At 55.6% G+C, this 21,421-nt stretch carries 17 protein-coding genes and 1 tRNA gene; 17 read left to right on the top strand and 1 reads right to left on the bottom strand.

Translation table 11 applies throughout. From position 1 onward, the window contains the following. The first annotated feature begins 2 nt into the window (after positions 1-2). Positions 3-1,328, top strand: a complete 1,326-nt coding sequence (locus tag BM322_RS10575; protein WP_075430291.1) for a GHKL domain-containing protein — start codon at positions 3-5, stop codon at positions 1,326-1,328. An 80-nt stretch (positions 1,329-1,408) separates the two neighbouring features. Here the strand turns inward: BM322_RS10575 and BM322_RS10570 are convergent, their stop codons facing one another. Further along, entirely contained in the window at positions 1,409-2,365 is a 957-nt protein-coding gene (locus BM322_RS10570; RefSeq protein ID WP_075430289.1) for an L-lactate dehydrogenase, read from the bottom strand. A gap of 362 nt (positions 2,366-2,727) precedes the next feature. Here BM322_RS10570 and BM322_RS10565 point away from each other — a divergent pair, with 362 nt between their 5' ends. The 16 genes from BM322_RS10565 (at position 2,728) to BM322_RS10490 (ending at position 21,419) form a co-directional block, all read left to right on the top strand. Beyond that, positions 2,728-3,750, top strand: coding sequence for a rod shape-determining protein (locus BM322_RS10565; protein WP_075430288.1), 1,023 nt, complete (start codon positions 2,728-2,730; stop codon positions 3,748-3,750). A gap of 116 nt (positions 3,751-3,866) precedes the next feature. Beyond that, entirely contained in the window at positions 3,867-4,667 is an 801-nt protein-coding gene (locus BM322_RS10560; RefSeq protein WP_075430286.1) for a flagellar hook-basal body protein, read from the top strand. A gap of 93 nt (positions 4,668-4,760) precedes the next feature. Beyond that, positions 4,761-5,552, top strand: a complete 792-nt coding sequence (flgG, locus tag BM322_RS10555) for a flagellar basal-body rod protein FlgG (protein ID WP_075430285.1) — start codon at positions 4,761-4,763, stop codon at positions 5,550-5,552. A gap of 5 nt (positions 5,553-5,557) precedes the next feature. Then, positions 5,558-6,316, top strand: a complete 759-nt coding sequence (flgA, locus tag BM322_RS10550; protein ID WP_075430283.1) for a flagellar basal body P-ring formation chaperone FlgA — start codon at positions 5,558-5,560, stop codon at positions 6,314-6,316. Between the two features lie 23 nt (positions 6,317-6,339). Next, positions 6,340-6,933, top strand: a complete 594-nt coding sequence (locus BM322_RS10545) for a flagellar basal body L-ring protein FlgH (RefSeq protein WP_075430301.1) — start codon at positions 6,340-6,342, stop codon at positions 6,931-6,933. Between the two features lie 26 nt (positions 6,934-6,959). Next, positions 6,960-8,072 (top strand): flagellar basal body P-ring protein FlgI, encoded by a 1,113-nt coding sequence (locus tag BM322_RS10540; RefSeq protein WP_075430281.1) that lies wholly within the window; start codon positions 6,960-6,962, stop codon positions 8,070-8,072. A 24-nt stretch (positions 8,073-8,096) separates the two neighbouring features. Further along, positions 8,097-8,537, top strand: coding sequence for a rod-binding protein (locus BM322_RS10535; protein WP_075430279.1), 441 nt, complete (start codon positions 8,097-8,099; stop codon positions 8,535-8,537). A gap of 69 nt (positions 8,538-8,606) precedes the next feature. Then, on the top strand, positions 8,607-10,085 hold the full coding sequence (locus BM322_RS10530; protein ID WP_075430278.1) for a phosphodiester glycosidase family protein: 1,479 nt from the start codon (positions 8,607-8,609) through the stop codon (positions 10,083-10,085). Positions 10,086-10,166: 81 nt separating this feature from the next. Continuing rightward, complete coding sequence (locus BM322_RS10525) at positions 10,167-12,194, top strand: SpoIVB peptidase S55 domain-containing protein (protein ID WP_075430276.1); 2,028 nt, start codon at positions 10,167-10,169, stop codon at positions 12,192-12,194. A gap of 89 nt (positions 12,195-12,283) precedes the next feature. Then, positions 12,284-13,549 carry a UDP-N-acetylglucosamine 1-carboxyvinyltransferase gene (gene murA / locus BM322_RS10520; RefSeq protein WP_075430274.1) on the top strand — a complete coding sequence of 422 codons (1,266 nt, stop codon included), beginning with the start codon at positions 12,284-12,286 and terminating at the stop codon, positions 13,547-13,549. A 111-nt stretch (positions 13,550-13,660) separates the two neighbouring features. Next, positions 13,661-14,767, top strand: coding sequence for an NADH:flavin oxidoreductase (locus tag BM322_RS10515; RefSeq protein WP_075430272.1), 1,107 nt, complete (start codon positions 13,661-13,663; stop codon positions 14,765-14,767). Positions 14,768-14,995: 228 nt separating this feature from the next. Next, positions 14,996-16,675, top strand: coding sequence for a carbon starvation protein A (locus BM322_RS10510; protein WP_075430270.1), 1,680 nt, complete (start codon positions 14,996-14,998; stop codon positions 16,673-16,675). Between the two features lie 193 nt (positions 16,676-16,868). Then, a complete protein-coding gene (locus BM322_RS10505; RefSeq protein WP_082334463.1) occupies positions 16,869-18,101 on the top strand; it encodes a ProQ/FINO family protein in 1,233 nt (410 codons plus the stop codon). 56 nt (positions 18,102-18,157) lie between these two features. Beyond that, positions 18,158-18,234, top strand: a tRNA-Arg gene (locus BM322_RS10500). Between the two features lie 235 nt (positions 18,235-18,469). Continuing rightward, complete coding sequence (locus BM322_RS10495; RefSeq protein WP_075430266.1) at positions 18,470-20,512, top strand: proton-conducting transporter membrane subunit; 2,043 nt, start codon at positions 18,470-18,472, stop codon at positions 20,510-20,512. 1 nt (position 20,513) lies between these two features. Further along, positions 20,514-21,419 (top strand): respiratory chain complex I subunit 1 family protein, encoded by a 906-nt coding sequence (locus BM322_RS10490; protein WP_318254595.1) that lies wholly within the window; start codon positions 20,514-20,516, stop codon positions 21,417-21,419. Positions 21,420-21,421 lie beyond the last annotated feature (2 nt).

Below are 21,421 nucleotides of genomic sequence, written 5' to 3'. Positions count from 1 at the left end.
GAATGACGATGATACTGCTCTTGGCATTGGCTTTGGTTTTGTTGCAGATTACGGGGGTATGGCTCCGCTATCTGCCCTTTGCGAAAACCGTCCTGGACGAGCAGCGGCGCAAACTGCAGCTGCTCGTCGCTGGCTGGGGAATTGTCGCATTTTTGCTCTATGCAGCGGTACTGACGGTCTATGATGGGGATGTCCTGCGGTTCAAGCTGCTCGTGGCCTTTGGTTGGATACCGTTTTTCCTGATTGCCTATTACTGCATTCCCCGCGGTTTTGTGCAGCATCTGTTTGTCCTGGGCATGCACAGCTTGTTTTCGCTGCTGATGCATACCATCAGCGGCTTTATCGTCGGCATGACGCTGCCGGCCGATTACGGCGAACTCATGCATATGCTCGTACTGATAAGCTGTTATCTCGTATTGTTCTTGCTGCTGATCCCGCTGGAACGGCGTTTGTTCAGCCGGCTGGTACCCACCCAGCGGTTTTTCCAGTACCGGCCGCTTGGCCTCTATATCGCGCTGATGCCCTTGATCGTACTGTTTGCCTATGCCCTGCCGATGCTTGATGGGCAGCTTTATCATAGCATTCCTGAGCGTGTGGGGCGATTGGCGCTGCCGATCTTCTTCTTCTTGATGTTCCGCCTGGTGCTCATGGCAGGCCATCAGATGTCTGAGCATACGGCGGAGGTCAATCGCAACAACCTGCTGGCTCAGCAGCTCTATTCCCTGCGGGAATACACACGCCTTACCGAAGAAAAACGCCAAGCACTGCGCATCATCCGCCATGACTTGCGCCACTACAACCGGCTGCTCGGAACGCTGCTTGACAGCGGGCGCATCGAGGAGGCCCGCCAACTGATCGACAAGCAGGAGGCTGAGCTTGAGCATACGGCTTTGCAGGAGTTCTGCGCCAATGACCTTATCAATGCGACGCTGTCGATATATGTCTATCATCTGGGCAACCTGGAGATTCCTCTGCAGCAGAAGATAAACTTGCCGCGGGATATGATTGGCATGGATACGGATGTGGCAATCCTGCTGTCCAATCTGCTGGAAAATGCCCTGCATGCAAGCATGCAGCAGCCAGTCACGGACCGTGCCGTCAAGGTAACGGCCCAATACGATGCCGGCCAGTTCGTGCTATCGGTAGCCAATCGCTTTGCACAGCCGTTGCTGCTCGATAGTGATGGCTGGCCTTACAGTGAGGATCCTGGGCATGGCACGGGCATGATGTCACTGCGGTCCTTCATCCATAAGTACAAGGCGCAATGCGATTTCCGGCAGCAGGATGGCTGGGTTACAGTCATGCTTTATTGGCAGGGAGAAGCGTAAAGATAAGATTGCATATGAAAAAGGAGGCTTCCAGGCGGAAGCCTCCTTTGTTTTCAGCTTTATGCTTAGCGTGCAAGCAATTATTTGATGCCAGCACCATCGAGCGCGCTGCGGACGCTCTGAGCAGCTTTGTGCATCTTCTCGAGCTCATCATCCGTGAGATGGATCTCGAAGGAACGCATGATACCATCAGCGCAGACCATACGCGGAATGGACAGAGCAACGTCTTTGAGACCATACTCGCCCTCGAGAACTGCGGAGCACGGGAGAATCGTGTGCTCATCGTACAGGACGGATTTGATGAAGCGGCAAGCAGCCATAGCGATACCCGTGTTCGTGAAGCCTTTACGGTTGATAACGTCGTAAGCAACCTGAACGAGCTCGTTCTCAACAGCCTCGTGGCTGAGTTTGTCCGTCTTGTGGAAGTACTCGTCGAGGTCATCAATCGGGAAGCCTGCGCAGCCCGTCGTGGACCAAGCAACGAATGCAGCGTTGCCGTGCTCACCGAGAACATAACCGTTGATGTTTTTCGGATCAACCTGGTACTTGTCAGCCAGGATGCGACGGAAACGATACGTCTCGAGCATCGTACCAGTACCGAGGATGAGGTTGCGCGGATAATCGAACTGGGTGGAAACAACATAGGTAGCAACATCGAGCGGGTTCGTGATCATGATGATCATAGCGGATTTCGTGCGTTTTACGATCTCGCCGAAGACAGACTGCATGATCTTGGCGTTCGTGCCAGCCAGTTTCAGGCGATCCGGCGTCTCACCCGGGCGGATGGACGGACCAGCCGTGATGACGATGATGTTAGCGTCTTTGCAGTCATCGTAGTCACCGAGGTGGAACTTGATGTTCGTGCTGTAAACGCAGGAAGTAGCATGGCTGGAGTCTTTAGCCTCGCCCCAAGCTTTGTCCTCGTTCAGGTCGATCAGAGCGACTTCCGTTGCGAGCTGGAAGTCAGCGATCTTGTTAGCAACGGCAGAGCCGACGTTGCTGGCACCGATGACGACGATTTTTCTTCTGTTGTTCATGTTGTAAAAACCCCCTGTTTTTCATGAAAGATATTAATGTGAAAAATATCCCTAAGTCAAGCTAATCGTATCATTCTGTATGGGGCTTGTCAATGCGTTGGAAAAAGAAATAAAAGCGAAAGTTTTCATAAAATTAGGCTAATTGTCGAAAATGACGTGAAAATGAATTAATTTAAGGGAAATGCTTTAGAAATGGCGCGGAGCTGTTGTATTTCACGTTTTTTTATTATATATTATAAGATGTGATTTTTGGAAGGGGTCAGAAAGGCTCTTGCTCCATAAAGTTTTCAGCGTGATTTGTATAATAGATATCAGATTCGTATGCTGATATAGCAATAGTTTGGAAGGGGACCGCGAATAACATGTTTGGCATGTCTATGGATATTGGTATTGACCTGGGTACGGCGAACGTACTCGTTTATGTGAAAGGCAAAGGTATCGTACTGCGTGAGCCGTCGGTCGTGGCTGTAGATCGTGACTCGAACCGCGTGCTGGCCATTGGCGAGGAGGCCCGTCAGATGATTGGCCGCACGCCGGGCAACATCGTGGCCATTCGCCCACTGCGCGAAGGTGTCATTGCTGACTACGACATCACGGAGAGCATGCTGCGCCATTTCATCGAGAAGGTGGTAGGCCGCAGCTTTGTCTTCCGTCCGCGTATCATGATCTGCATCCCGTCGGGTGTCACGATGGTGGAGCAGCGTGCTGTGCAGGAAGCCGCTGAACAGGCTGGTGCTCGCCATACGCAGCTTATCGAGGAACCGCTGGCAGCTGCTCTTGGCGCTGGTCTTGACATCGTTGAGCCTTGCGGCTCGATGGTTGTCGATATCGGCGGCGGCACGACGGATATCGCTGTCATCTCGTTGGGCGGTATTGTCAATAGTGCATCGCTGCGCATCGCTGGCGATAAGTTCGATGAGGACATCATCGCCTATGTGAAACGGGAGTTCAACATCATGATCGGTGAGCGCACGGCGGAGGATATCAAGATCCGTGTCGGCGCTGCCTTTGCAGATGCCCGCAATGAGGTCATGGATATCCGTGGCCGTGACATGCTCTCTGGCCTGCCGAAAAATGTGGAAATCAATACGCGTCAGGCTGCTGAGGCAATGCATCAGTCGGTTACGCGCATTGTCGACTGCGTCAAGAAGGTCCTTGAGGATACGCCGCCAGAGCTGTCGGCCGATATCATGGACCGCGGCATCGTGCTGACGGGTGGCGGTGCTATGCTGTACGGCCTCGACGAGCTCATTCGCCGTGAGACGTTCATCCCTACGGCACTGGCTGAGGATGCGCTTTCTTGCGTTGCGCTGGGCTGCGGCAAGGCGCTCGATACGTTCTCGAAGTTCGATGGCAAGGCCATGAACCTCAAGACGGGAAAATAAAATTTGTGGAAAGGCGAAACCCTAAAAGGAGTTTCGCTTTTTTTCGCGAAATAAAGACGTAAGGGATAGTATGGCCTTTCTTGGGAGAGAGGCTTGATATAAGGGAGTGAAGATACATGTGGCGTGGACTTTACACGGCGGGTGCCGGCATGATTACCGAGACGAAGCGTACGGATACGATTGCCAACAATCTGGCCAACGCCAATACGACGGGATTCAAGCGTGATGACGCTATCAGCCGCGAGTTTGAGCCGATGCTCATCAAGCGCATCAATGATGGCAAGGATCATAACAATGTGACCTCGTTCAAGGGGTTCAGTGTCGGCGACAGTGCGCCGACGGTTGGCGTCCTCGGCCTGGGCTCGCGCATCGATGAGATTGCGACTGACCATACCCAGGGCGGTTTCCAGACGACGGGCAATCCGCTCGATGTGGCCATCTCGGGCGATGGGTATTTTGCCATCCAGACTCCGCAGGGCGTGCGTTATACGCGTGATGGTAACTTCTATCGCTCCTCTCGTGGACAGCTGCAGACGGTAAGAGGGCAGGCTGTACTGGGGACAAACAATCAGCCGATAACGATCCCGGGCGATGTGTCCAGAGTGACGATTGGTGCCAAGGGCGAGATCATGGCTGATGGTCAGCGTGTCGGACAGCTGCAGCTTACGAGCTTCGGCCCAGACCGCCGTGCTGTACTCAAGCAGGGGGATAATCTCTATTATCCGCAGCAGGGGGCACAGCCCCAGGTAGCAACCGGGGAAATCTTCCAGGGCATGCTCGAGAACTCCAATACGAATGTCGTATCGGAGATGGTCAACCTCATCAACAACTACCGCATCTACGAGGCTGGTTCGAAGGCTGTGACGACACAGGATACGCTGCTCGACAAGTCGGTCAATGAGGTTGGCAGAGTTTAATTTAAGGAAAAGACGGTTTTGACCGATAAGACTATGAAGAGGAAAACAGATACGCCTCAATATCTGTGAAAGGGAAAGGGAGGAATCCTAACTATGATGAGAGCACTTTGGTCTGCTGCGTCCGGCATGAAGGGACAGCAGACGAATATGGATGTTATCTCCAACAACATCGCTAATGTCAACACGTATGGCGGCAAGAAGGTCCGGGCAGAGTTCCAGGATCTCGTCTATCAGACTATCCGCGATGCCGGTGCGCAGAGCGGTGCAGACTCGCAGTATCCGACGGGCATGCAGATCGGCCTTGGCACGCGTGTTGCAGCTACGAACCGCGTGTTCACGCAGGGTTCGCTGCAGACGACGGATAATCCGACCGATATCGGTATCCAGGGCGAGGGCTTTTTCCGCATCACGCTGCCGGACGGCACGATCGGCTATACGCGTGATGGTTCGTTCAAGCTCGATTCCCAGCGCCGCATGGTAACATCTGATGGCTATCCGCTTGCTGATGATATCACCATCGATCAGACGGCGCCGAGTGATTCCATCGTCATCGCTGGCGATGGTCAGGTTTCCTGCAAGCCGGCTGGTGGTGAGCAGACGAATGTCGGTCAGATCACGCTGGCCCGTTTTGTCAATCCGGCTGGTCTTACGGCTATCGGCAAGAACCTGTTCATTGTTTCTGAGGCTTCGGGTGAGGCCATCCAGGGCAATCCGGGTGAGGAAGGCGCAGGTACGCTGACCCAGGGAACCCTCGAGATGAGCAATGTCCAGATCGTCGAGGAAATGGTCAACATGATCATCTCGCAGCGTGCGTATGAGTCCAACTCCAAGGCAGTCACCACTTCCGACTCCATGCTGGAGATTGCCAACGGCCTCAAGCGCTGATTTAAATGAAGAAGTTTGCTTTAGCCATTCTATGCTTGTTATGGAGTGGCTTCTTCTGTCTCTTTGCGCTGCTGGTCGTGCCGCCTGCCGCACAGGCACAGGGAGCTCCAGCTTTTACCCAGGTCATCCATCCGGAGAAGTTTGCGGAAATCGCCCAGCAGAAGATCGAAAGCACGCTTTTGGCAGCTGGCGAGACGCGGCGGCATGAGCTGCAGCTCATTCGCGCGCCACAGCTTATGGAGCTGCCTCCGGGGGAAGTGGTCTGTGAGGCTGAACTGCCGCAGAAGATCCGCTATGGCGGGACAAATCCTGTGCATCTGCGCGTCTTCGTGAATGGGCAGTTCTATCGGCGTGCCATCTGCTATTATCGTGTAAGTGTCTATGATAAGGTGCTGGTGGCGGCCCATGACTTGCGCATCGATAAGGCAATAACTGCTGCGGACGTGCGGCTGGAAGAGCGCCGCGTCCTAGGCGGCGCTGGGCGTTACCTGACAAAAGTGACAGAAGTCGCGGGACGGGTCCCGGCCCGGGTCATCAAGGAAGGCACTGCAGTGGAGTCGGTCATGCTGCAGCAGCCAATCGTGATCGATGTGGGTGCACCGGTGACGCTGCGCGTGAAATATCATGGCATCGAAGTCTCAGCGAATGGCATAGCCATGCAGCGAGGACGGCTTGGTGCTAAGATCCGGGTGCGCAATGTGGCCTCGGGGAAAATCCTCCGGGGAACGGTTGTCGATGCAGCGACCGTTGAAATCGTGAATTGAAAGCAGGTGAACCTATGAAGAAAATGGGGAAACGATATAAGAAGCTGGCGGCAGTGCTCGCTCTGAGCCTGGCCGCCTCGGGACTTTCCCTGCCGGCGGCCTCGGCACAGTCGCTTTGGGCTGACTCATCCTACAATGTGTTTGCGGACCGCAAGGCGCGCAATGTCGGCGATATCCTGACCATTGTCATCAGCGAGTCGACGAGCCTGACGGCGACGAAGGGCAGCTCGAACAGCAAGAGCGGCAGCACGAGCCTGTCGGCAGGTGTCGGCATCTTCGACTTCCTGAAGGCCGCTTCGGCCAGCGGTTCGGATTCGTTCAAGGCCAACGGGCAGGCAACGTCGAAGAATACGACCACCGGCAACGTGACGGTCACGGTAGTCGACGTGCAGCCGAATGGCAATATGACGGTCGAGGGCACGCAGTCCATCTGGCAGAACCGCAATGAGCATAAGATTACCTTCCGTGGGGTCTGCCGTCAGGATGATGTGACGGCCAACAATACGATTCCCTCGACCAAGGTAGCCAATGCGACGGTCAGGTTTGACGGCAAGGGCCCGCTCAATGCGAAACAGCGCCAGGGCATACTGACGCAGATTTTCAACTTCCTGTTCTAAGGCGACGGCGGAGGAAAGGATACGATATGAAGAAATTAGTGGCTTTGTTGATGGCGGGCGTATTTGCCGTAAGCCTGCTGCCGGGAACGGTGGCGGCCGAGAGTGCGGCGACCCGCATCAAGGATATATCGAAGGTTCAGGGCGTGCGCTCGAACCAGCTCATGGGCTATGGCCTTGTCGTCGGCCTCAATGGTACGGGCGATGGCAATAAGTCGACGGAGACAATCCAGTCGATCGTCAATATGCTCAAGAGCTTTGGCGTGGCCATCGACCAGTCGACGCTCAAGACGAAGAACGTCGCAGCCGTAGTCGTGACGGCTACGCTGCCGCCGTTCGTCCGTGAGGGCGATACCATCGATATCACGACCTCGTCCATCGGCGATGCTAAGAGCATCCAAGGCGGTACATTGCTGCAGACACCGCTGCGGGCTGGCAATGGCACGGTCTATGCTGTGGCGCAGGGGCCAATCTCGACGGGCGGCTTTGCGGCTGGCAACGGCGGCAATACGGCGACGAAGAATTTCCCGACGGTGGGCACCACGCCGAACGGCGCCATCGTGGAGCGCAGTGTCGAAGATGAGATCGGCAGCTCGGGCAGGATATCGCTGTCGCTGCGTGAGCCAGACTTCACGACGGCAGCGCGCATTGCCAATGCCATCAATTCCCAGTATGGCAGCATCGCGCAGGCATCCAATCCTGGCCGTATCGATATCACGATTCCGGCCTACTTCCGCAACAATGTGGTCGGCTTTGTCTCGACCATCGAGGAATTGCCGGTCATGCCGGATAATGCAGCCAAAGTGGTCGTGAATGAGCGCACGGGCACCATCGTCATGGGCGGTGATGTATCGGTGGATGAGATTGCCATCACTCAGGGCGGCCTTTCCATCAAGGTCAAGAAGAATGAGAATGCGAACCAGCCGGATCCGTTCAGCTATGGCACGACAATCACGACCCGCAATGCCGATGTCAATGTGCAAGAGGACAAGGCCAGCACGATAGTCCTGCCGGCAACGGCCAATGTCAGTGACATCGTTGGTGCCCTCAATGCCGTGGGCGCGACGCCGCGTGACACGATCTCGATCCTGCAGGCAATCAAGGCCGCTGGTGCCTTGCATGCGGAACTGCAGATCATGTGATAACAGGATAAAGGAGGAGACAGCATGCAGATTGCTCCTTTGACAGCCATGGGGCTGAATACCTCGTTGGCGACGGATAATTCCACTTACGATTCGGCCAAGACAGCAGCTGAGTCGGCCAAGTTCTCGGAGATGCTCCGCGATGTCCAGCGCAAGGCTGAAATAGCAGCGCGTTCCGAGCATGTGGTCAATGAGGCCGCACTTTCCAAGCGCGATAAGGAACTCAAGGAGGCCTGCAAAGGCTTTGAGGCGATGTTCCTGTCGATGATGTACAAGCAGATGCGGGCGACTGTTCCCGAAAACAAGCTGTTTGGTGAGTCCAACGGTCAGAAAATTTTCATGGATATGCGCGATAATGAATTGATGAAGACGGTAGCTGATTCTGGCGGTCTTGGTCTTGCGGATCTCATGTATCGCCAGTTGTCGCCGCAGGTCAATGGACAGGCTGGCGCACAGGAAAAATAAAAACGTGAATAGGACGAAAAGCCTTCCCCTTCACGGGAAGGCTTTTCTATTGGGAGGAAGGTATCAATAATGAATCAATTACGGCGGAAAATCACAACAGCGCTGCTGGTATCGGTATTCACTTTGCAGACGGCAGCCTTTGCCTCAGCGGCTGATCTGACTTCGGTGCGCTATCATAGCGGTGGGGAGCATGACCGCGTGGTGTTTGATCTTTCGTCGGCTCCATCGTATCAGGTCAAGGCATCGGCTGATGGCCGTGATATTACCATCGATTTTGCCAATGTTTCCGAGAAGGATTTCAAGCGCAAACCATTCCATAGCAGCCGCATCGAGTCAGTGAAGTATACGTTGAGCAAGGGACATATGCTGGTTACGCTGCGGCTCAAGGCTGGGCTCACTTATCAGGCGAATACGCTGAGCAATCCGGCGCGTGTATTTGTCGACATCCTGCCCAAGACGGCCGCAGGCAGTGTGGCAAGACCTGCCCGCAAGTCCACAGCTGCGGAAACAGCCGCTGGTGAAGGCAATATCCTGCCGCTCGCATTTGACGGACTCTATACGGAAATGGCCGCTCCCGGACTGGCTAAGCGCAGCTATGTCTATTGGGACGATGCGGGCAAGGTGTCGGCTTACTTTGTCGAGGCCGATAAAGATCTCTATACGGTAAAACCGGTACTGGCCCGGGGACGTGTGCCGGGATTGCAGACGACTAGTGGCATGTCTGATGCGGAGGATGCGGTGGCGGCTGTGAACGCCACGTATTTTGCCGGCAATGGCGATATGATCGGCATGGTCAAGATCGACGGGCTTATGGCAGGCACGACGTATTATACGCGTTCGGCTATCGGGTTCTTGGCTGATGGCAGTCCTGTCTTTGGGCCGGTTTCATACTATGGACAGGTGACACTTGGCGATGTGACGCAGGATGTCTCGGGGGTTGATGCTGAGCGTGGCGCAGACAATCTGACTATCTACAATAAATGGTATGGCAGCCGCACGCGCACGAATGAATATGGACTGGAATATACGGTTCAGGATGGCCGGGTGACGAAGATCCAGACTGGTGATTCGGTGATTCCGGCCAATGGCTGCGTGATCTCTGTGCACGGCAAGGCCATGGATGCCTTTGCTGGTGTGCGCGTTGGCGATCGGGCCGTCATCAGTCAGGATTTAGGGGCCCAGTGGAACAAGGCTGTCGACATCATGGGAGCCGGCCCGCGGCTCGTACAGAATGGCCGCGTCAATGTGACGGTGGCCGCCGAGCAGTTCCCTGGCGATATCCGTTATGGCCGGGCTCCGCGCAGTGCTGTGGCAGTGCTCAAGAATGGCAATTATCTGTTTGGCGTCGTCGATGGGCGGCAGTCGAGCAGCCATGGCTTGACCCTGACTGAGTGGGCAGAGCTGCTCGTGAAGTTTGGCGCCCGCGATGCCATCAACCTCGATGGCGGTGGCTCCAGTGATTTGGTCGTTGGCGGGCAGGTACAGAACTCGCCTTCCGATGGCCAGGAACGCCGGGTTGGCAGTGCGCTTATCCTGCAGAAAAAATGATGGACACAACTGCCTTTCTGAGTATTGTATGCTATAATAGATAGACAATGGATTTTTGCGCATAAAAATGAGGTGACTGTTTTGCGTACATATATAAAGAAACTGTTGGTGTCCAGCCTGACAGCGCTATTCCTGTCGGCACAGGCGGTGCCGTCATTCGCTATGGCTCCTATCCTGACACATGATCAGGTCAAGGAAGGAATGACAGGAACGGCCTATACGGTCATTGACAGTTCGGGTGAGCTGCGGGATTTCCAGGTGGATATCATCGGACTCGTCGATAACGGCAAGGGCTCGCAGCCGATGATCATGGCGAAGGCATCGGGCCCTGTCATCGAGCAGACGGGCGGTATCCTGCAGGGAATGAGCGGCAGCCCTGTCTATGTCAATGGCTGCCTGATTGGCGCTGTGGCTGCGGGCATCAAGGAGATGACGCCGTACACGTTTTTCATCACGCCAATCGACGAGATGACGCCGCTCTGGAAGATGCCGGACTGCAAGAACAAGACGCGCATCCATACAATCGATATCAAGAAAGCAGCGGAGGATGCGGCTAAGGCTAAGGCTGAGAAAGAAAAGAAAATCAAGGAACGCGAGGCCAGCGGCGATAAGGATACGGTTTACGGTGACGAGCTTGTTGACCGTGCCAGGGCGGCGGTTGCTGCTGAGAAAGAGGCTGCAGCAGAGCCTGCGAAAGAGGAGCCTCAGGACCAGGAAGCGGCAGCCGCTGAAGCGGAGCCTGCCGTCGAAGCAGAGCCTGACGCTGAGTCCGCTGACGATACAGAGCCTGCCGCTGAGGCAGTCCAGGCAGAGCCCAAGGATGTCATGTTCTTTTCTGGCTTCAATCAGGCCGGACTGGATTTCCTGCAGAAACAGCTCGATCCTCAGGGCACGATGGAGTTCCTGCCGATGGGGGCAGCAGTGCAGGGGGATTCCAAGAAGACTGTCTACAATGCGTCGCTGGTTCCTGGCTCGGCAGTAGGCGTTGCCGTGGCCTACGGTGACTTTGCTGTCGGTGCTACGGGAACCGTCACGGCGGTTGATGGCAAGAAGATCCTGGCCTTTGGTCATCCGTTCCTGCATCGTGGCAATGTCAACTACTTCATGACGGATGCGAAGGTAGTCGGCACAATCAGCGGTCAGAGCAATGGCATGAAGATTGCCAGCATCGGCAATATCATCGGCCGTGTCAACCAGGATCGTGCGACCGGCATTGCCGGTGTGCTGGGGCAGTTCCCGGCTGTCGTGCCCATCAAGGTAAAGGTGACAGATAAGTCGCTAGGCCGTGCGGTAAACTATAGCGCCCGCATTGCCTACGATGAGGACTTCCTGGCCCAGCTCAGTGGTGGCATTGCATATGCGGCGCTGAGCAAGACGGCCGATGACCTCAGTGCAGGGACAGCCGAGGTAGGCTTCACTATCCGCACGGATGCGGTGACGAATGGCAAGGTAGAGCGCAAGAACATGTTCTATAATGCTGCAGATGTTGGGCAGGTGGCGATGGCAGAGCTCATGCAGGCCATGAACGTCATCAGTCAGAACAAGGAAAAGGAATCGGACATCATCGATGTCCAGGTCAATATTGACGTGGACAGCAGCCGCAAGACGGCTTCGCTGGTTTCGGCTATTCCCGATAAGAAAAAGGTAAAGCCGGGGGAGACGGTCAAGTTCACGACGACGATCAAGCCGTACCGCAAGGCAAAAGAGACAATCGTCATCCCTTTTACAGTGCCAGAGACGCAGCCGTCAGGTGTCATGAGCCTTGATATCCGCGGCGGCGGGCTGGTGCCAGCTACAGCGCTCATGATGCTGCAGCAGTCAGGTGTTGATGTGATAACGGAGGATGACTCCAAGCAGACCACGGAGGACAAACTCAGGAAACTGCAGGAAAGTGGCCGCAACAATGAGGTCATCATCGCACCCAGCCAGATGCAGAAACAGGTATCGCCAAGCGCGCAGCGGCGTGCTATCCGCGAGGCGCAGAACAAGGCCCACAAGGTTGACTTGCTCGGTACACAGGGGAAGGATAAGCCGGGAAAGACCAACTTTGCGACGAATTACATCATCGATAACGTCATTCATTCAACGTTGACGATTGAGCGAAACTGATGGGAAGGCTATTGTCATAAGGGGAATATGATGATAAACTATGTGTTGATGCTTTAAAACAGCACAACTATAGGAGGATAACGAACTTAATGGAAAAGTTGATTATACATGGGGGGAACCGGCTGGAGGGCCGGGTAAAGATCAGCGGTGCCAAGAACGCCGTCCTGCCGATCATTGCGGCGACACTTCTTGGTCAGGATGCCCCGAGCCTGCTGGACGAGGTGCCGGCGCTCGAAGACGTTCATACCATTACCGAAGTGTTGAAAAAGCTGGGCGTCAAGGCTGAGTTTGATGAAGCGAAACATCAGCTCAAGGTCGACAGCACAGTGATTGGCAGTTGCGAGGCACCGTATGACCTCGTGCGCAAGATGCGGGCCTCGTTCCTGATCATGGGGCCGCTGTTGGCGCGCTGCGGGCAGGCGAAGATCTCGCTGCCGGGCGGCTGTGCCATCGGCACGCGCCCGATTGACCTGCACCTCAAGGGATTCGAGGCGCTGGGCGCTGACATCAAGATTGGTCATGGCTTTATCGAGGCAACGGCTCCTGAGGGCCTCAAGGGCGCCAAGATCTATCTGGATTTCCCCAGCGTTGGTGCGACGGAAAACATCCTGATGGCGGCCTCGATGGCTGAGGGCCAGACAATCCTCGAGAATCCGGCCCAGGAGCCGGAGATCGTCGATCTGGCGAACTATCTCAATGTCATGGGTGCTAAGATCCGCGGTGCCGGCACGAATGTCATCAAGATCGATGGCGTGCCGAAACTCATGGGTCGTGACTATACGATCATCCCTGACCGCATCGAGGCTGGTACCTACATGGTAGCTGCTGCGATGACCAAGGGCGATGTCTACATCGAGAATGCCATCAGCGAGCATCTGAAACCCGTCATTGCCAAGCTCAAAGAGGCGGGCGTGACTATTGAGGAAGATGTCAATGGCATCCGTGTAGTCTGCGACAAGCGCACGAAGGCTGTCGATATCAAGACGATGCCGTATCCGGGATTCCCGACGGACATGCAGGCCCAGTTCATGGCGATGCTGGCAGTATCGGAAGGCACGGGCCTGGTGACGGAGACGGTGTTCGAGAACCGATTCATGCATGTTGACGAGCTCAAGCGCATGGGCTCGAATATCAAGATCGATGGGCGCACTTCGGTGGTCGAGGGCGTAGAGACGCTGATGGGCTGCCAGGTCAAGGCGACCGACCTGCGCGCAGGTGCAGCCATGGTATTGGCTGGCCTCGTCGCTGAGGGCGAGACCCAGGTGGGCTATATCCACCATATTGACCGCGGCTATGACAACCTCGTTGACAAGCTTGTTGGTCTCGGCGCAGACATCTGCCGTGTCGATCAATAACTTTTCCAAGAAATCCGGTGTTGGGTGCTAGTCATCCAACACTCTTTTTATATTTGCGATAAAGTTATGAAAATAACGTGTGTATTATAGGACGCTTATAGGAGGCAATGTATGAGCAACAGAATCGAAACTCCATTAGACCTTTTACATATCCAGCTCAAGAACCGCGTGATCCGTTCGGCTGTCCACAGCTTCCTGCCAAGCAAGGATGGCTATATGACTGATGCCGAGTATGCGATGTATGAACAGCTGGCCAGGAATGGCGTCGGTACGATCATCACGGGCCACTGCTGCGTGGATGAGCTCGGCCGGGCCAACCCTGAGCAGGTCAATATCTATGCGGACTGCTTTACGGAGCAGTTCCGTCGTGCGGCGTCTACCGTGCAGGCGGAAGGGGCAAAGTTCATCCCGCAGATTTCCCATGCCGGCCCCCGGGCCATCGACAATGATGATCTCGTTGATGTGGTTGCGCGTCCGCTCAAGAAAGAGCGTGAGGCCCGGGCGCTGACCGTGGCAGAGATCATCCATATCGAGCAGTGCTTTATCGACGCAGCCAAACGGCTGCAGTCGGCTGGTGTCGATGGTGTACAGCTCCATGCGGCACATTCCTACCTGCTCTCGCGGTTCATCGATCCGACATTCAACCAGCGTACCGATGAATATGGCGGCAGTGTCAGCAATCGCTTCCGCATCGTCGAGGAAATCATTGGTGGCATCAAGAAGGCTTGTGGGGATGATTTCCCGGTGCTTATCAAGATAAACATTGATACGAAGCATGAAGATGCGGCAGCATATCATGAGGATATGGTCTGGATACTCCGTCGCTGTCAGGAGCTGGGCGTTGAGCTTGTCGAGCTGTCCGGCGTCGATTTCATCAATCAGCCCAAGACGGCGACTCTCTATTATCTGGAAGAGGCCGCAAGGCTCAAGGCGCTGGTGCCTGAGCTGCCGATAAGCCTGGTGGGCGGCGTGCGTTCCTTGGCAGATATGGAGGCCATACTGGCGGCAGGCATCGATGCCGTGTCATTGGGACGGGCCTTGATTGCCGAGCCGGATTTTGTCACCAAGTCCTTGGCTGGCGCTGAAAAATCCATCTGTGTGTCGTGCAGCCGCTGTTTCGTGCTGCCCAATCTGCATCCTGGCATCCGCTGTGTTTGGGCCTGGAAGGCAGAAAAAGCCCGCCAGAAAGTACAAAAGATGCAAAAGTCTGCTGAATAAAAACAAAAGTTAATAGTATTCTGAAGATTACTTCTTAAAGTTTACAAGTTGACACATGATATTTACGGTGTTAAGATACATTCCATAAGAAATGTCCAATCGCAACGGCGCGATGTACCCGATTTGTGGATTTGTATCACATAGAAGATACAAATGTATCCCGCCTGCATCCTGCGATGTGGACGGGATTTATTTTTTGTGTATTCATTAGGGAAAGAAGGACTTATGATGAATGGTTTGACACTGGTAGGACTGGCCATCGTCGTATTTGCCGCAGCGTATGCCGGCTATGGACGATGGCTCGTCAAGACCTGGGGGATCGATCCGCGGGCCAAGACGCCGGCGGTGGAGTTTGAGGATGGGCAGGACTATGCACCGGCTTCGCGTTTCACGGTGTTCTCCCATCAGTTTTCGTCGATTACGGGTGCTGGCCCTGTCACTGGCCCGATCATCGCTGCGATGTTCGGCTGGGCACCGGCGCTTTTATGGCTCTTGATTGGCGGTGTCTTCTTTGGTGCTGTGCAGGACTTCACGGCACTTTACGCATCGGTCAAGAACAAGGGCAAGTCGATGGGCATGCTGATTGAGCAGTATGTCGGCAAGACGGGCCGCCGCTTGTTCTTGTTGTTCTGCTGGTTGTTCACGCTGCTCGTGCTGGCCGCATTTGCCGATATCCTTGCCAACACGTTCAGCGGGATGACGAAGGCCGGCACGCCGAACGTTCCGGGGGCACAGGCCGCCTCGATCTCGATGCTCTATATCTTCGTTGCCATGGGGTTTGGCTGGTATATCCGCCGGTTCAATCCGACAGGCGTAGTCAAATTCCTAGTGGCTGTGGTGCTGGTTATCGCCATGTTTGCCGTCGGCATGCAGTTCCCGCTTTACTTCGATGCACAGACCTGGCGTTATGTGACCTTTGGCTACTGTTTCATCGCTTCGGTGCTGCCGATGTGGCTGCTCATGGAGCCGCGGGATTATCTCTCGTCGTTCCTGCTGCTCGGCATGGTAGCCGGCGGCGTCATCGGCGTCGTCGTCGCCAACCCGTCCATCAATATGCCGGCCTTTGTCGGCTTTGAGGTCAACGGCCAGTCGCTGTTCCCAATCCTGTTCATTACGATTGCCTGTGGCGCAGTTTCCGGTTTCCACAGCCTCGTTTCTTCAGGTACGTCCTCAAAGGCTGTGGCCAATGAGACGGATATGCTGCCGGTTGGCTATGGCTCGATGCTTGTGGAGTCGCTGCTCGGCGTAGTCGCTCTTGTCATCGCCTGTGCTGCTGCCAGCAATGGCGTGCTGCCGAAAGGCACGCCGTTCCAGATCTTTGCAGGCTCCATCAGCAACTTCTTCCAGATGTTCGGCCTGCCGGCAGGCGTTTCGGCTTGTGTCATCACCATGTGCGTCTCGGCACTGGCCATGACGACCATCGATTCGGTGGCTCGCATTGGCCGCATGTCCTTCCAGGAACTCTTCACGCCGAGTGAGGGCGAAGAGGCTGGTGCTGTAGCAAGACTCTGCATGGATAAGTATTTCTCGACCATCATCACGCTGGTCCTGGCCTTCATCCTGTGCCTGGCTGGCTACATGAATATCTGGCCGCTGTTCGGCGCTGCCAATCAGCTCTTGTCAGCTCTGGTGCTGATCTCGCTGGCTGTGTTCCTGCGCACGACGGGCCGTCAGGGATGGATGCTCTACGTGCCGATGACGTTCATGTTCATCGTTACGATGACGGCGCTGGTCATGAGTGTGGTTGGTATCGTGACGAAACTCCAGGCTGGCAGCTTCGTCTTCATGGTCGACGGGCTGCAGCTCGTGCTGGCTTTGGCTCTCATGACGCTGGCGCTGCTGGTCGTCAAGCACTGTGGCAAGGAACTTGTCACGGGCAAGGTCGAGGTCGCAGAGACCGAGGCTTGAGATATTTTCCTGTTGTAATCACTCCCTAAGTCGCTATATTTTCCCCGCAGCATTTGCGAGATGCTGCGGGGATTTTTTTGATTTGAAGGCGAAAACAATCAAAGTGAGAATTTACAAAATATTATTGCATCGAATTGGGCTGGATGATAGAATAAACCTAAACAGAGTCGTGCATGCTTTTAAGGAGGGGAGCATGATGGGGAAGCATGGGATGGAGGAACAAGAGGCAAGAGTATCACTGCCGCGGCATCCTTATACCCAGGAGGATGCCATGCGGATTGCGGCGGTGCACAATGGGCGTCTGCTGACTGAGCGTGTGGAATTCGTGAAGCAGCCGCGCTGGCAGTGCAGCAAGGGGCATCGGTTCAGTCTGGAAATCAGCAAGATCATAGACAAGGGCCGCTGGTGTCCCATTTGTGCCCTGCATGAGAATCTCGTCACGATGAAGGCGGCGCAGGATAAGGCCGATGAGGCTCAGATCGAAGGAGCAATGGCGGTCTTGTATCGGGAGTTTCCGCAGGTATTCCGGCCAGGGGGCGGTTTTGCTGTTCCGTTTGGGGCGAATCTCTTTGCGGAGATCTACGCAGTCCTGGATGAGAAATATCCGGAGCTGTCCAAGGCCCCGTTCCGCAAGGCAGTCTATCATTGGTGCAGCCTGGATCCGTATCGGAAGGCCTGTCATACGCTGGGGATGAAGCGGTATGATGTCTGGGGGAATATAGTCGGGGAGGTCACGGAACAGCAGCTGCAGGGAAAGAACCTGCCGCCGTTTGAGAAGGTCATCAATGAGCGGCTGGCAGAACAGCAGCGCATCGCTATCTATACGGATGGCAGCTGCCGCGGCGATGGGCGTAACACCTGGGCCTTTGCGGCCTATCAGCAGGGAGAGGAGATCCATACGGCCAGCGGCGAGTGCTGGGTGCCACCGACACTGCCTGCCCATGGCGGCGTGGTCATCGTGGAGATGCTGGCAGTGATCCAGGCGGTCTGCTGGCTGCAGGCAAGCGGCTACGAGCGGGCCCAGATCTATCATGACAATATCTATGTAGGCGACTTGCAGGGGAAACTCAGTGCACGGCCGGAGATAAGCCAGGCCACCCAGAACTATCGGGCCTGTGTGCTGCCACTGGTCAAGGCGGGCAGACTCGGCTTTACCCATGTCACGGCCCATAGCGGCAAGTGGGAAAATGAGCGGGTGGATGGCCTGTGTACCCTGCGGTATGACCACCTGTACGTCAAGGGTTGGAATGCGCGGCGGGCGGAAATCAGCCGCGCTGCAGCTTTCCGGCGCCGTCATTGGCTGATCCGCCAGTGGCGTGGCAGCTGTCTGCGGGTGAAGCGCTGGAAGCGCATCTTGTGGGAACGGCCGCTGCGGCGCATGGCTTTGCGGCTGGGCAATAAGCTCGTGAACTATGGCCAGCGGTAGTGCTTTAGGTATTATTCCTTGCTTATAAGAGGTGGATTTGCTATAATTATACTGTTGCGGTTGTAGCTCAGATGGATAGAGCGTCCGCCTCCTAAGCGGCAGGTCGTGAGTTCGACTCTCACCAATCGCACCATGACGGATATGACAGCCTTGCAGTTTGCTCGCAAGGCTGTTTTTTTTTGCATTTTGCGGGCTTTTTTTCTCAGACGCTTTTAATCGCCGGCAAAATGTAGTATAATACTGAAATCGCGCGAATTTTTGCGTGCATAGACTCGTTGACAGCAGACAAAGATATCTTTGTCTGTTTTCTTTTTACAATATCTAATTTTTATTTTATCGTGTTTGGGACTTATTCTTAGGAGGCGTGTATGGATTTCTTATTCCTGGCCCTGGCGCTCTATGCGCTGGGCGCCATGACAATGCTCTGGCCGAAACGGCTGGAGATGGCGGCCCATGCCGCAGGCATGCTGCTGGCCGCAGCTGCCAGCGGTCTTGTCTTTGCGGCAGCGGCTGCCTATCTCGGCAGCATGAGCGGCTTTTGCCTGCCCGCGGGACTGGTGCTTTCGCACTTCGGCCTGCTCATGGATGCTGGCTGGGGCGGCTACAATCTGACCGCTGATGGCTGGAGCGCGGCGTTCCTCGTCATCACAGGGCTTGCCGGTGCAATCATCAGCCTGTATGGCATCGACTATGGCAAGTCGTATCGCGGCATGGGCATCCGGGCCCTTGCAGGGCTTTGGAACCTGTTCCTGCTCTCGATGGTACTGGTGCTGATGGCTGGCGATGCATTTACCTTCATCCTGGCCTGGGAGGTCATGGCGTTGGTGTCCTTCCTGCTCGTCAATCATGAGAGCAAGAAGAAGGATACTGTCCATGCTGCCTACCAGTACATGGTCATGACCCATCTGGGCACGGCGGCCATCCTCGTGGCCTTCTATCTCGTCGGCAGCTATTCGGAGAGCCTGCTGTTTGCAGATCTGGCCCACAACACCCTTGAGGGGCCGCTGCGGCATGTGGCCTTCGGCGCTGCCTTTATCGGCTTTGCCTTGAAATCCGGCCTGATGCCGCTGCATGTCTGGCTGCCGAATGCTCATCCGGCGGCGCCGAGCCATGTCTCGGCCCTGATGAGTGGTGTCATGCTCAAGGTGGCCGTCTATGGTTTTGGCCGTTTTGTCTTCTACTTCCTCGGCATGGAGGTCTTTGCTTATGGCCTCATCGTCATGCTGGTGGGCCTCTTCTCGGCCTTCCTCGGTGTGCTCTACGCATCGATGGAGAAGGATATGAAACGCATCCTAGCCTATTCGTCGGTGGAGAATATGGGCATCATCTTTGCGACCTTTGGCTGCGGCATGCTGCTCGTGCAGACGGGCCATGGCACGATGGCTATGGTCGCGTTTACGGCCGTCCTCGTGCATTCTTTCAGCCACAGCATCATGAAGGGGCTGCTGTTCATGAGTTCCGGTGCAGTCATGCATGCCGTGGGCAGCAAGAATGTCGAGCTCATGGGCGCTTTGGCCAAGAAGATGCCCTATACGGCACTGTTTACCCTTATCGGTGCCATGTCGCTGTCCTCGCTGCCGTTTACGACCGGCCTTGTCGGCGAATGGATGGCTCTGCAAAGCTTTGTCACGCTGGGCTGGCAGACGGGAACCCAGGAGATGCGCCTGTTGGTCATTGCGGCCTTCGTGCTGCTGGGCCTTACGGGGGCCCTGGCACTGGGATGCTTTGTGCGCCTCTATGGCGTCGTATTCCTGGGCCGCCGCCGTTCGTCCCTTGTCCTGAAGGCTCATGAGATGCCCTTCTTCATGCTGCTAGGCATGGGGCTTGAGGCGCTGCTCATCGTGGTGCTGGGCATTTTCCCGATGCCGATGGTGGAGCTCATGGAGTCGGCGCTCACGGGCGGTATGCTGGCCTTGCCGATGGTCAGTGCTGATGCCATCGTCTGGAACGGTCTGGGCATTCTGGCTGATGGCACGAAATACTCGGCCTACAGCCCGTTCATGCTGCTGATGCTCGCGCTTATCGTCACGGCAGTGCTGGCCCTTGTCCTCGAGGGTAAGGGGCTTTATGTGCAGAAGGATGTGACCTGGAACTGCGGCACGGTGCCGACGCGCCGGCAGCAGTATACGGCAACGGGCTTCTCGAAGCCGCTGCGCCGCGCCTTTGACTATATCTTGAAACCGCGCAAGGAGCGCACCTTCATCAAGAAGGAGCATGCGTATTTCGGCCGCACGGTTCACTACAATCTGTTTATTCCGGACCAGTTCACGGAGCGGCTTTACGTGCCGGTCCAGCATCTGATGGTCCGCTTGTCCGCTTTCTTGCATCTCGTGCAGCAGGGCAGCGTACGTCTTTATATCGGTTACACGATGCTGGCGATGGTCGCCGTATTGATCTGGGGGGTGATGTAAGATGAGTCATATGGTACAGAGCTTAGGCGTTGGCCTGGCGCAGGCATTCCTGCTGCTCATCTTTGCGCCGCTCATCGTCGGTATCATCAACAAGACGAAGGCCATCCTGCAGAAACGGCAGGGGGCCAGCGTCCTGCAGGAGTATTTCAATCTCTGGAAGTGGTGGCGCAAGCCCGTCATCGTGACTCCCTATACGAGCCGTATCTTCATCCTCGCGCCGGCCGTTTACTTCGGCACGACCCTGATGGCTGCGGCGATGGTGCCGGGACTGCTGGTCAGCATCCTGCAGTCGGGCAGTGCCGGCCTCAGCATGGGGGATGCCTTCGTGTTCGTCTATCTGCTGGCGTTAGGACGTTTCTTCATGACGCTGGGGGCGATGGATTCGGCTACGGCTTTTGGCGGCATGGGGGCATCGCGCGAGATCTATATCTCCGTGCTGGTTGAGCCGGCGGTCATGCTGGCCATCCTCGTCAATGCGATGCGCTATCAGTCGACGACGCTTACGCGCATGGTCATCGATTTCGACACCTTCTATTTCACGGTACCGGCAGTACTGACCTGCGTGGCGTTCTTCCTCGTCATGCTGGCTGAGAACAGCCGCCTGCCGGTGGACAATCCCGATACCCATCTGGAGCTCACGATGATCCATGAGTGCATGACGCTGGAGTATTCGGGACGTCTGCTCGCACTTATCCATCTGGGCAGCATGCTGAAAATCCTGATTTTCCTGGTACTGTTCAGTACGCTTTACCTGCCGCTGGCGATTCCTGTGGCCCTCAAGGTTTTCTTCGGGGCCCTCGTGATCGGTGTGGTGGAGACGCTCAATAACAAGATGCGTCTGTTCAAGGTCCGTGTCTATCTGTCAGCAGCGCTTATCCTGCTGATTGTTTCGTTGATTGCTGAGTAAGG

The sequence above is a fragment of the Selenomonas sp. GACV-9 genome (assembly GCA_900116485.1).
GTDB lineage: Bacteria > Bacillota > Negativicutes > Selenomonadales > Selenomonadaceae > Selenomonas_A > Selenomonas_A ruminantium_G.
This window is presented reverse-complemented; position numbering and strand designations above follow the sequence as displayed.

Coding starts and splice junctions, on each gene's coding strand:
- BM322_RS10575 (WP_075430291.1), top strand. CDS start 3: ATGACGATGATACTGCTCTTGGCATTGGCTTTGGTTTTGTTGCAGATT.
- BM322_RS10570 (WP_075430289.1), bottom strand. CDS start 2,365: ATGAACAACAGAAGAAAAATCGTCGTCATCGGTGCCAGCAACGTCGGC.
- BM322_RS10565 (WP_075430288.1), top strand. CDS start 2,728: ATGTTTGGCATGTCTATGGATATTGGTATTGACCTGGGTACGGCGAAC.
- BM322_RS10560 (WP_075430286.1), top strand. CDS start 3,867: ATGTGGCGTGGACTTTACACGGCGGGTGCCGGCATGATTACCGAGACG.
- flgG (WP_075430285.1), top strand. CDS start 4,761: ATGATGAGAGCACTTTGGTCTGCTGCGTCCGGCATGAAGGGACAGCAG.
- flgA (WP_075430283.1), top strand. CDS start 5,558: ATGAAGAAGTTTGCTTTAGCCATTCTATGCTTGTTATGGAGTGGCTTC.
- BM322_RS10545 (WP_075430301.1), top strand. CDS start 6,340: ATGGGGAAACGATATAAGAAGCTGGCGGCAGTGCTCGCTCTGAGCCTG.
- BM322_RS10540 (WP_075430281.1), top strand. CDS start 6,960: ATGAAGAAATTAGTGGCTTTGTTGATGGCGGGCGTATTTGCCGTAAGC.
- BM322_RS10535 (WP_075430279.1), top strand. CDS start 8,097: ATGCAGATTGCTCCTTTGACAGCCATGGGGCTGAATACCTCGTTGGCG.
- BM322_RS10530 (WP_075430278.1), top strand. CDS start 8,607: ATGAATCAATTACGGCGGAAAATCACAACAGCGCTGCTGGTATCGGTA.
- murA (WP_075430274.1), top strand. CDS start 12,284: ATGGAAAAGTTGATTATACATGGGGGGAACCGGCTGGAGGGCCGGGTA.
- BM322_RS10515 (WP_075430272.1), top strand. CDS start 13,661: ATGAGCAACAGAATCGAAACTCCATTAGACCTTTTACATATCCAGCTC.
- BM322_RS10510 (WP_075430270.1), top strand. CDS start 14,996: ATGAATGGTTTGACACTGGTAGGACTGGCCATCGTCGTATTTGCCGCA.
- BM322_RS10505 (WP_082334463.1), top strand. CDS start 16,869: ATGATGGGGAAGCATGGGATGGAGGAACAAGAGGCAAGAGTATCACTG.
- BM322_RS10495 (WP_075430266.1), top strand. CDS start 18,470: ATGGATTTCTTATTCCTGGCCCTGGCGCTCTATGCGCTGGGCGCCATG.
- BM322_RS10490 (WP_318254595.1), top strand. CDS start 20,514: ATGAGTCATATGGTACAGAGCTTAGGCGTTGGCCTGGCGCAGGCATTC.